General features: G+C 37.9%; 11 protein-coding genes. All 11 read right to left on the bottom strand.

The window, feature by feature from the left end; genetic code table 11:
• Positions 1-41: 41 nt before the first annotated feature.
• The 11 genes from ACEYX7_RS09255 to ACEYX7_RS09305 all read right to left on the bottom strand — a co-directional run bounded on the left by ACEYX7_RS09255 (position 42) and on the right by ACEYX7_RS09305 (position 10355).
• Complete coding sequence (locus tag ACEYX7_RS09255) at positions 42-314, bottom strand: IS630 transposase-related protein (protein ID WP_374805264.1); 273 nt, start codon at positions 312-314, stop codon at positions 42-44.
• An 18-nt stretch (positions 315-332) separates the two neighbouring features.
• Positions 333-662 (bottom strand): phage virion morphogenesis family protein, encoded by a 330-nt coding sequence (locus ACEYX7_RS09260; RefSeq protein WP_374805265.1) that lies wholly within the window; start codon positions 660-662, stop codon positions 333-335.
• Between the two features lie 149 nt (positions 663-811).
• Positions 812-943, bottom strand: coding sequence for a hypothetical protein (locus tag ACEYX7_RS09265; RefSeq protein WP_374805267.1), 132 nt, complete (start codon positions 941-943; stop codon positions 812-814).
• 55 nt (positions 944-998) lie between these two features.
• The gene (locus tag ACEYX7_RS09270; protein WP_374805268.1) at positions 999-1340 is read right to left on the bottom strand and encodes a cryptochrome/photolyase family protein; all 342 of its coding nucleotides are present in this window, start codon (positions 1338-1340) and stop codon (positions 999-1001) included.
• A 24-nt stretch (positions 1341-1364) separates the two neighbouring features.
• Positions 1365-1577 (bottom strand): polyhydroxyalkanoic acid system family protein, encoded by a 213-nt coding sequence (locus tag ACEYX7_RS09275; protein ID WP_374807091.1) that lies wholly within the window; start codon positions 1575-1577, stop codon positions 1365-1367.
• Between the two features lie 127 nt (positions 1578-1704).
• Entirely contained in the window at positions 1705-2304 is a 600-nt protein-coding gene (locus ACEYX7_RS09280; protein ID WP_374805270.1) for a TetR/AcrR family transcriptional regulator, read from the bottom strand.
• 182 nt (positions 2305-2486) lie between these two features.
• Positions 2487-2696, bottom strand: coding sequence for a hypothetical protein (locus ACEYX7_RS09285; RefSeq protein ID WP_374807092.1), 210 nt, complete (start codon positions 2694-2696; stop codon positions 2487-2489).
• Between the two features lie 232 nt (positions 2697-2928).
• A complete protein-coding gene (locus ACEYX7_RS09290; protein ID WP_374900476.1) occupies positions 2929-5994 on the bottom strand; it encodes a type I restriction endonuclease subunit R in 3066 nt (1021 codons plus the stop codon).
• 21 nt (positions 5995-6015) lie between these two features.
• Positions 6016-7413, bottom strand: a complete 1398-nt coding sequence (locus ACEYX7_RS09295; RefSeq protein WP_374900478.1) for a restriction endonuclease subunit S — start codon at positions 7411-7413, stop codon at positions 6016-6018.
• On the bottom strand, positions 7410-9716 hold the full coding sequence (locus ACEYX7_RS09300) for a type I restriction-modification system subunit M (protein WP_374900479.1): 2307 nt from the start codon (positions 9714-9716) through the stop codon (positions 7410-7412). The genes ACEYX7_RS09295 and ACEYX7_RS09300 overlap by 4 nt, the downstream gene beginning before the upstream one ends.
• A gap of 27 nt (positions 9717-9743) precedes the next feature.
• Positions 9744-10355 (bottom strand): restriction endonuclease subunit S, encoded by a 612-nt coding sequence (locus ACEYX7_RS09305; protein WP_374900480.1) that lies wholly within the window; start codon positions 10353-10355, stop codon positions 9744-9746.
• Positions 10356-10871 lie beyond the last annotated feature (516 nt).

Genomic DNA, 10871 nt, shown 5'->3' on the forward strand with positions numbered 1-10871 from the left:
GGTTTTTTTGTCATGCCTTATGCTACTATAGTTTATTCCCCTTATGCAAAAAAATTACGGTTTTGCGTAAGTCCTAAGTTAAATCTTTCGGCTCGTTCTCGTTGGTAGTGGTCTGGATAGGTTTCTATGTCTTGGCGTAGTTTGTCCATGTCTATCTTCGATTTACGTGTGGTAACCACTTTACGCTCTGGTTGTTTTTTCCAGTTTTGAATAGTGGATTTGCTGATGTTATATTCACTAGCTAACGCTCGATAAGGTATCCCTGATTCGAGTTTCGCTAGTATCATTTGTCGGTAGTCTTGTGAGTATGCCATAGTTATATTGTACCAATTTTATTTTTCTTTTGCTATATCTTGTAACGCACCGCCATTTTGCCCAACGCCGATTAAGGGCTTTTTGCTATTAAAGCGATGTTGCCCACGTCGATTGACTGTGCCATCACGGCGAAAATGACGGTCTTCCAAGGTATTCCATAAAGTCACCGAGCTGTTTTCTTGCCAGCGTGAGCCATCGGGGGCAGTGGACGTGCGAAAGCGGTCTTGTGTGGTTGCCACCAAGTGTTCGCCTATATCTTTGAGCATGGCATCATTTTGCAGATTGCCTTGCACCTGTTCTAAGACATTGACCACGATGTCATGTTGTAAATCAAATTCTAATAGCATACTTGACCTTTTCGTAAAAAAACCTTAATCTGATAAAAATGACTAGCCCTTAGGAAAGTTATAGTCTGCCGACTTCCGCATTAGCTTTTGGCTTTTTGGCGTGGTGGGGTTTGAATTATCAAACCGAGAATTGGGTAGCGTTCTCCTAGTCATTTATCCCATTCAGGACGTTCAAACAACACCATACCTTTGCTTTTCAATTTCTCGACTTTACTATTATCTAGTCGATACGATTTTAAATATACTTCTTTGCCATCTGCAGTCTGATGGATAATTGCCAAATAACGCTTGCCATCATCGTTTAACCCTTCAATCCAAGTTGTTTGCTGACGGTATCTAGTTTGCTTTTTGAATTGATTTACCTAGCCAATCATCCATCACATCTACGATATGTATTTGCTGCACAGGCTGAGCGATTACCTGCTGTATAGAAAAAATTAAATCGCTGACTCGCTGATAAGGCGATAAGCTATCGATATAATGCACGGTCTTGCCCGCACGCAACAGCTTGTCTCGATATGCCTGCATACTGGCACGGTGAAAGCAAATTTTACTTTGATGAAAAGGATATTGCCGAAACAACAGCCTCTCTTCAATCAAAATACATTCATCTTGCCACAGCGTGACGTCCGCAAACAATTGATGCGGAAAAATAATACTGACCGTAAATGCTGACATGGTTTAATAAGCGTCGTGCAAAAGTTATGACGGCGTATTTTGCTTGGCATCAGCCAGAGCTTTATCCAAGTTGCCCTGTACAGTCTTTTCAATCAAAGGCAAAAAACTTTTGAATAAAAAAACCAATTTGGTCTTCATATCAAACACTCGGCTATCAACCACCAAAATACCGTCAACACCTGCCCGTTTAAATTGCACGGTCATTTTATCTGCTTGTCTGTCCACTTCGCATTGCATTTTATAGTCTTATTCTGCAGAAATAATCCAAGCTTCAGTAATCGCAAAAGCTTGCTCAAGCGTAATGCCATGTTCACGGTAAATCACAAAATTATGCATACTCTATCCTTTACTCATTGCAATAAAATCAATGTAAGCCATCAAAACAAGTCGCTGTCACAATGTCGATAATGGCATCATCATCATACATTTTTGAGCTTTTTAAAAAGCCCAACACAGGGTCACAGGCACGGGCATATAGCGTATACAGTATGGCTAAGGCAGGCACATGTGTACCCAATTCGCCATCCGCTTGGGCTTGTTCTATCCATTCACCAAGGCTATCTGACATCAAAATCAGATTATTGGTGTAATCATCATTAGCAAGTAAGACTTCACGAAGTTGAGAATTTTGACTCGGTAAATTGGGCATTTTATTGTTTAATTTTAGTCGCATCGCCCATTGCGTTAAGCCTTTGAGTTTATTTAATGCGGATACATCTTGGGCGTTTAGTTGCTCAATTTCTTGGCGTGCTTTGTCCATAATATCGACCAATGCCGCCATCCCCAATGCCTCTTTGCTAGGGAAATGACGGTACAGCGATGCCTTGGCAATACCGACCGTATCGGCGATTTCGTCCACGGTCATGGCATCATAGCCCTTGGTGGCAAGCAAATGATTGACCGTTTGGATGATCAAGTTTTCTCGCTCAATCATCATTTTTTGTTTAAAGCTAAGTTTTTTCATGCTGCAAGTGGACTGTTATTGGCAAGATAAAATGATAGGCAGAATTATACGATAATTTTTTATTTTATACGATAGCATCTAAAAAATACTTTATGTTTATTTTTATACTAATTAGTATAAAAATTCTTGCTATTTTGGATTTGCTCGCTTATAGTACGCTGAAAGTAGAAGTATCTTTTGTCTCAGAGTTCTGGGTCTCCGACAATCTCGGTACGGTTCACTAAGTCATCATCAAAAAACAGATTAATAACATAGTCGCCTGTAGCAGTATCAGACAGCTTATCAAATTGACTTGAATTATCGTTATCGGCTGTGGTATTATTCTCATTAGAAGCGTGGTATAGGGCAGGATCGACTGCTTCATTAGAAGCCTCGCCAGCAGGTAATGCCAAACTCTTTCATTTTTCTAAATGCCTTATTGCACATTTATTAGTCAAAATTCATAATGCAATAATCCATCTATATCTTTTTCAATAACGATAATAAAATTAAATTCTTTTTTGTTAATAAAAACCTCTTATTTACTGTATCATTTTATTGTACCACTACAGCCTTATAAAAAGAGCCGTTCGAATCAGCTCTTTTTTGATACGATAAAACAAATTTATAAAACAATGATCCATCTTATTGACGGTTATAAAGCTCTTTAGCCATGTGTTTTGCTACTTTACGTTTTAGCTTCTCATTGTTATTAATTGTATTACAAATCTCTTCATTACCCTCTAATCTTTTAAAAAACAAATCATCTAATTGATTGAATAAAAAATCAGTAAAGGTTTCTAATGAATTTGCTTTACATGCCTGCAAAATCGTTTCACTATCCATACTATCTAATAACACTTGATCAAAGAAGAGTCGATCGGCTGGTGTAAAGTCTGTGCCATAGTCGGTATTGAGTTTATTTATCATTATTTCGATATTGCTAATAGTCTTTGGCTTGCCTGTACCTACATCGGTAGAGCCTTTTAGCCCGCCTGCTTCGCCTTCACCTAGATTGATTGCACCTTCGTGCATTTTTTCTAGCTTATAATACTGTAGTACCACATCTTTAGTAATATCGATTTTAGGTTCTTTACTGCCTTTAGGTAGCTTGGCGAGTAATGCCCTTAGATAAATAAAGCGTTTTTCGTGGCTAGTGTCCGAGTAGCTTATGATCTGCGATACAAACAAGTATAGGTTAATGTAGCTTTGTACATCACTTTTAAACTTGCGTTTATTCTCTTCTTGTATCTCTTCGCTACTGTCTTTTATGTTTTCATAGCGTTCTACTGCCTTAGCTAGTATGTGATTCATCTTTCCATGCACACTATCATTTTTACGCACTACGGTTTCTGTTGATAGCCATAAATTGACTAGCTCATCTACTTCATCTTGCACGTAGATTTTATATTCATCAATCTGCGTGGCTAATGAGTCTAGCTTTTCGCTGTCGGGTAATTCATTAACATGGGTAACGGTATAATAATCTTTAAACGCCTTATGTATATCTTCATGCGTATTGACAAAATCAAGTACAAAGGTATCTGTCTTACCTGTGGTGGTACGGTTAAGCCTTGATAGCGTCTGCACCGCTTGCACCCCTGATAATCTTTTATCGACAAACATAGTATGCAATAACGGCTGATCAAAGCCTGTTTGATACTTTTCTGCGACTAATAATACTTTATAATCATCAGTATTAAAGCTATCTTTGAGCTTGGCTTCAGGGATACCGCCATTCATAGCCACTTCGGTATATTCTTTGCCTGTATCGTCTAAGCTGACTTTACCAGAGAATGCAACCAATGCCTTGATACCTGTATAGCCCTTTTGTTTGATATAGTCTTCAAAGGCTAGCTTGTATTGCACGGCTGATTTGCGAGAGTCTGTCACCACCATAGCCTTGGCACGTCCGCCAATCTTGCTCATAGTTACTGTTCTAAAGTGTTCGACTATGATTTCTACTTTTTGCGAGATCACACTTGGATGAATGTTTACAAACCTTAATAGCTCAGACTTTAGCTTATTTTTAGATAGCTCTTTATTATCTTGAGATATTTTTAACAGTTTAAAGTATTGCTCATAGCAGACATAGTTAGACAATACATCCATGATAAAGCCTTCTTCTATCGCTTGCTTCATGGTATAGCTATGAAATGGTGCTTTTCCGTTCTCGCCTGCCTCGTCAAACACAGCTAAGGTCTTCCATTTTGGGGTAGCAGTAAAGGCAAAATAACTCAAGTTTGGTTGTTTTTGGCGTTTGCTTGCTTCTCTTGCCAATGCAATTTGAGCCGATTTATCAAGGTTTTCATGCTCATCGTCATCATCTTCTATATACTCTTCTAAGATAGCACTATCAATGCCGTCTCTATTGAGTAGCTTTCTTAATTGGCTTGCTGATTCGCCTGTTTGTGAGCTATGAGCTTCATCAACCACTATGGCAAAGCGTTTATCCTTAGTCGATAGGCTGATATTACCGCCATCTTCTCGCATTTTTTTAATGGCATTGAGTACAAAGGGAAACTTTTGAATAGTGGTGATAATGATCTGCGTATCACTGGCAATCGCTTCGGCTAGTTGTTTAGAGTTTTTATCAATATTGACGATCACGCCTGCTTTATGATCAAATTGACTAATGGTGTCTTGTAATTGCTTATCAAGCACCAATCTATCAGTAACTACTATCACAGAGTTAAATATCTTTTCATTATTAGCATTATGCAATGAGGATAACTGATGAGACAGCCACGCAATAGAATTGGACTTGCCCGAGCCTGCCGAGTGTTGCACAAGATAATTATGCCCAGATCCGTTGTCTTTACTATGCTTAATCAGCTTACGCACCACATCAAGTTGATGATAACGAGGGAAGATCATGACCTCGCTTACCTTATCTCGATAGCCTAGATCGGTCTTTATCTTTTTAACGGTTTTTTCTAAGTGTATATAGCGATGTACGATCTCCATTAGGCTATCTTTGGTTAATACTTCTTCCCATAGATATGAGGTGCTGTGCTTGCCTTTGATCAGTGCATTACCTGCACCATTATTATTACCACGGTTAAAGGGTAAAAAGAAGGTATCAGCACCATTTAGCCTAGTGGTCATATAGCAGTTTTCGGTATCTAGTGCAAAGTGGACTAAGGTACGAGTTTTAAAATTAAACAGCTTACCTGTAGCATTACGCTCATGCTTATATTGATAGATAGCATCTTCTACCGTCCAGTTAGTCGCAGAGATTTCGTTTTTTAGCTCCATCGTGACTATAGGTATGCCGTTAATGGATAGCACAATATCGGGTATTTCGTTATGTTCGGTTTTTATCTGTCTTGTGACTGTGACGATATTATCATCATATTTTTTTTGTGTATCTTCGTTAATGCTAGTATTGGGCTTAAAGTATGCCATTTTGATCGGTTTGCCAATACAGCGAAAGCCGTTACGCAGTACCGATAGTGATCCGCCTTCACCTTTTAGGGCGTTTGTTAGGTCGGCTATGATTCTTTCTTTTGCTTTGTCGTCACTACCCATGTTGTTTTTTACTCTTTGCCATCTTGTTGGCTGAGTAGTTTGGATAAAGGTTATGATATCATCAATAAATAGGGCTTTGTCTTTGTCATAGGCTTTTGGGTTGCCTTGTGTGTAGCCTCCTTGATTGAGTAGGTTTTGTTCTATTTCGTATTCAAAGCGTTCTTCTATGTGTCGTTTCATGATGGTTATTCCTTGTGTGTATCATTTGTGTTGGTTAGGGTTGGTATTGGCTAGGTGTCGCACGTCTATTTTTCCTGTTACGGCTTGGGTGATGAGTGCGGATCGATATTCTTTAAGTTTATCAATGGTGCTTTTGGTCGCTTGTGTCATTTTGTCAATGTTAGCGGTCTTCTCATCTAAATAATTAACAATGGCTTGTTGCTCGTTTAAAGGTAAGCTTACAATAGGCAACTTAACAATATCTGTAGCATTAATTGCAGGATAACTTACACCATTGGAATTAGCCATAATTTTAGATATGATTATTTCTGATTGCACCCAATAGCCTAAAAACTTATCAAATAAATTTTCTTTACTTCTAAGAACCGCAAAACCTGTAGATACAATTAGATTATCACTTTCTTCTTCGATTTGTGCAATTGCTTTTAAATAAGTTCTAACTGTCGAAATTATTACATCACCTTTAATAACTATTCTTCTTGCACGAGAAGGGCTTTTATGAAATAACAAATGTTCTTTATGCTTGACCCCTTCTGTTAGCGATACACTTGAAATATCAATATAATTGATTTCATAATCAGCATCTGTTTTTTCACTTAAAACATCATCATTACAACTAACTAGGTACTTTAACCGTTTAACCTCCCAATGTTCAGGAATATCGCCTAACCATTCAACACCGCTATTTTTCATTGGTGAGTTGGGGTTTAAGCCTTTGGTAACGGCATGGCTAATAATGGCGGTGCGTTGTTCGGCTAGTTTGTTAATTAATTGCTGTTGTTTGTCTATTAGTCTATCAATATGATCTGTCTTCTCATCAAGAAAATTAACAATGGCTTGTTGTTCTTGATGATCAGGAAACCAAATAAAAGAGTTTTTTAATATTGCTTGAGTAATACTAAAAACTTTTACACCACTCACGCTATTTTGTATTTGATTTCTAAATTTTTGTGAATCAAATACATAAGCTAAAAATCTGTGATTATGGATATTTTGTCTTGCAACAACCGTATGATAACCCGCAAATGTAACTATATCAGAATTTAGATGAGTAAAATTACCCGAACCTTCGTAATCCTCTGAAGTATCAGCAAAAACAAAGTCTCCTTTTTTGATGACAGCGTTTGGGTGTGTATTCAAATAGTCATTAGAAACACATTTTAACTCATGTAGAGCAGGATCAACTTCAAAGCCATATTTAGAATGAACCTCGCCATAATTTACACAAGGAATACCTTTATCTATTAGGTTAGCTTTAGTTATATTCAAACCTCCTGAAAATTCAAAAATATATTTACATTTTTTAACTTCCCAATGACTAGGAATATCGCCTAACCACGCTACGCCACTGGATTTATAGTCTGGATAGACTATAAACCCATTAGCTGTATTATTCACATTATTAACAGCCTGTATCATACATTAAGCCCCTTTAATAATTGCAATACCTCTTGCTCTAGTGTCTCAATATCCGCCTTAATATCCGCTAATGGACGTGGTGGCTCATATACATAAAAATGACGATTAAGCGGTATATCATAGCCGATCTTGGTCTTGCTATAGTCCACCCACGCATCAGGCACATGAGGCAATACCTCCGCTTGCATATAGGCTTCACAATCCTCTTTTACGAGATCGATTAGCTCATCTAGCCCCGTCTCATTGTCATAATGAAGTGGTAGTGGCAAGCTGATATTGGCAGGCAAGGGGACAAGCTCGGTGTCTTTTAATTGGCTATCGGCTTCTAGGTTGCCTTTACTGTCTTTACAGGCTTCAGCGGTTTGATCTCGCTCGCTTAATGCCTCGATAATCGCATTTTTGATAGTTGCAGATACTTTAAAGCTTTCATTATTGACCGTTAATGCCTTTAATTTTGGATCAAGCACTTTGATAAACTCGGCACGGTCTTTGTATAGAGTGTCAGACTGCATAGCCTTGAGCATATCTAGGATAGCGGTTTGCTGTTGCTTGCCTGCCTGTTCTTCTTCGGCTATAAGCTTAGCGTCTTTTTTCTTTTTGCTCTTAGCAAGGTTGATAAAGGCACTTTGAGTCTCTAATTTAGCGATACGCTCGGCACTGATCTGGAAGTTGAGACGTAATGGACGATCTACGGTAATCTTGACATGAGCAAAGTCACTATTATTAAATATCTTACTCGCTACCTTTGGCTTACCGTGCTTATCTTTGATTAATGAGCTTGTCTTATCATGTTCAAAGTCGCTATACAGTTTGGTAATATCATCAATATGGGCTTGTGATAATTCATGACGCTTACCACCTAAGCTCTTACGCATCTTTTGATAATGTTGAGTACCATCGATAAGCTGTACTTTGCCTTTTCTAGCATCAGATTTTTTATTGGATACTATCCATATATAAGTATAGATATCTGTGTTATAAAACATCTGATCGGGTAGGGCAATGACCGCTTCTAACCAATCATTCTCGATGATCCAACGGCGGATATTACTCTCACCACTGCCCGCATCGCCTGTAAACATTGGCGAACCGTTAAACACTACGGCAATACGTGAACCATCGCCACCATCATCAGGAGCATTATGCATCTTGTCAATCATGTGTTGTAAAAAGAGTAACGAACCATCATTAATGCGTGGCAAGCCTGCCCCAAAGCGACCGTCAAAGCCTTTCTCGGCTTCATCTCTAATAAAGCTCTCTTCATTAGCCCACTTGACACCATACGGAGGGTTGGCAAACATATAATGAAACTTCTTACCCTTGTGACCATCTTCGGCTACAAAGTCATTAGCTAGACTGTTGGTACTTTTGGTATCTTTTACGCCTAGGGTATTACCATAGATGATATTATCGGCAGGCTCATCTTTAATCAGTAGATCGGCACAGCAGATAGCATACGATTCGGCATTATACTCTTGACCATATAAGGTAAGATTGATATGTTGATTGTACGATTTTAAATGCTTTTCGGCAACTGATAGCATACCACCCGTGCCTGCTGTTGGATCATATATTGATTTATAAGTACCTGATACGATTAGCTCATCTTTATCTTCGGCAAAGATAACATTCACCATTAGATCAATGACTTCTCTAGGAGTAAAGTGATCGCCTGCGTCTTCGTTGGCTTGCTCATTAAAGCGTCTTACTAAATCTTCAAACACATAGCCCATTTGTAGATTGGAGATATGCTCTGGCGATAGCTTCAAGCCTGCCTTTTTTATATCGCTGACAAACTCATTAACGACTTTAAACAGGATATTTTTTTCATCAAGTTTGATAATCTCATTTTCAAACTCAAACTTGGCAAAAATATCTCTAGCCTTTGGCGAAAAGCCTTGTATATACTTGTTTAAGTTAGCTGATATATTTTCAGCATCAGCGATAATACGTTGTAGATTAAAGCCACTGGTATTGTACAAGGCATTTTTACGCTCAACTGCCGTTGCATCAAATTCTTGAATTTTTGCAAAAATAGCTTTACCCAAAAAAATCTCATTCATTCTTTCATGTTCAGGCTCTGCTTGATCTTTGTCATACACTTCTTTCATAAGATCGGTATAAGGTGCTAACACAGCATCAAAGCGAGCTAATACAATAAGCGGGAGCATCACTTCTCTGTATTGTGGTGGGCGATATGTGCCTCGTAGATTATCAGCGACCGACCAAATAACGCTGGTTAATTTACTATGTATTGGGCTTAGGTTAAAATCTGATAACTCTTTATTAGTAGAAGTTTTCATGGGTATATCCTTTAAATATTGTTAGTTTTAGATACTAACAAATGTAGATTGTTGAGCATCGGTGATTACTTGCTGATTAAGAGCATGATTATACTCTTGACGGAGCTTGATTAAAGATTCAAACAAGGCTTGCTCGTTAATACTTTGTTCCTCACGTTCGAGTATTTGTTGTTGCTCTGCTATAGACGGTATCACAATAGGTAATCGCTTAATAGTATTAATACTCGTCATCATAAGATGTACACCTTGGCTATTTTTCTCAAAGTGGCTTTTGGCTACTAAGGCATTGTTAATATACCAAACGAGGTAGGCAGGCAAGATAGTAGCTGTCGTCTCGCTTGATAACTCAATCACGCTAAAGAGATGACTAACGATAACCTTGTCTGATTCAGATCCTGTAAATAGATATGCAACAGGCTTACCACGATTAATAACCACAATAGAGTTATGCTTGAGATAGGTTTGTCTATTACTATCTTGATTAATCTTGGTAAGGTTGCTGGCATCAAATGAGCTTTGATCTGCTGATAGGTTATTACCTTGTAATAATTTACTATCACCATCATCGACTTGATCAACAGCCGTACGCATGGTCATGCCCGAGTAGGCGTAGGCGATGTTTTTGAGCTTAGTTTGCATAGCACACCTCCGATAGGTTTATGATTGAGGTTTTGCTATGATTAGCAGAAGTTTTAAGATATACTCTCATGTGAGTTTCCTTTAGTAAATTATTGGTAATTCAACTATGAAAAGTAAGTTTGCAGACCATCTTTTCATAAATGAAATTTTATGCAGTAGAGCTAATAACTGTAACTAGTCTCTATTGCATAAAGTTCATTATAAAGACTTTTCACATTAAAGCAATATATTTTTTAATAAAAATACAGTTTTATACTCTACTGCAAATATATTAAAAATAAGTTTTTTATAAACAATAACTTGTTTTTTGGGCATGTTTAAAAAAAGTTAAAGGCTAATGATTTTATCTTAGGACTTACGCAAAACCGTAATTTTTTTGCATAAGGGGAATAAACTATAATAGTAGCATAAGGCATGACAAAAAAACCAATCACACGCTTAGACTACTGCCAATACCTAATGGTGAGCCAAACCAACTACACACTCACCTACTATGCAGAGCATCACCCAAAAGAA

It is taken from the genome of Hubeiibacter jixunmingi, assembly GCF_041928215.1.
Classification (GTDB): domain Bacteria; phylum Pseudomonadota; class Gammaproteobacteria; order Pseudomonadales; family Moraxellaceae; genus Acinetobacter.

Excerpts from the sequence above, each read along its gene's own strand:
- ACEYX7_RS09305 (WP_374900480.1), bottom strand. The coding sequence starts at position 10,355 with ATGCAAACTAAGCTCAAAAACATCGCCTACGCCTACTCGGGCATGACC.
- ACEYX7_RS09300 (WP_374900479.1), bottom strand. The coding sequence starts at position 9,716 with ATGAAAACTTCTACTAATAAAGAGTTATCAGATTTTAACCTAAGCCCA.
- ACEYX7_RS09275 (WP_374807091.1), bottom strand. The coding sequence starts at position 1,577 with ATGCAATGCGAAGTGGACAGACAAGCAGATAAAATGACCGTGCAATTT.
- ACEYX7_RS09255 (WP_374805264.1), bottom strand. The coding sequence starts at position 314 with ATGGCATACTCACAAGACTACCGACAAATGATACTAGCGAAACTCGAA.
- ACEYX7_RS09280 (WP_374805270.1), bottom strand. The coding sequence starts at position 2,304 with ATGAAAAAACTTAGCTTTAAACAAAAAATGATGATTGAGCGAGAAAAC.
- ACEYX7_RS09290 (WP_374900476.1), bottom strand. The coding sequence starts at position 5,994 with ATGAAACGACACATAGAAGAACGCTTTGAATACGAAATAGAACAAAAC.
- ACEYX7_RS09260 (WP_374805265.1), bottom strand. The coding sequence starts at position 662 with ATGCTATTAGAATTTGATTTACAACATGACATCGTGGTCAATGTCTTA.
- ACEYX7_RS09270 (WP_374805268.1), bottom strand. The coding sequence starts at position 1,340 with ATGTCAGCATTTACGGTCAGTATTATTTTTCCGCATCAATTGTTTGCG.
- ACEYX7_RS09295 (WP_374900478.1), bottom strand. The coding sequence starts at position 7,413 with ATGATACAGGCTGTTAATAATGTGAATAATACAGCTAATGGGTTTATA.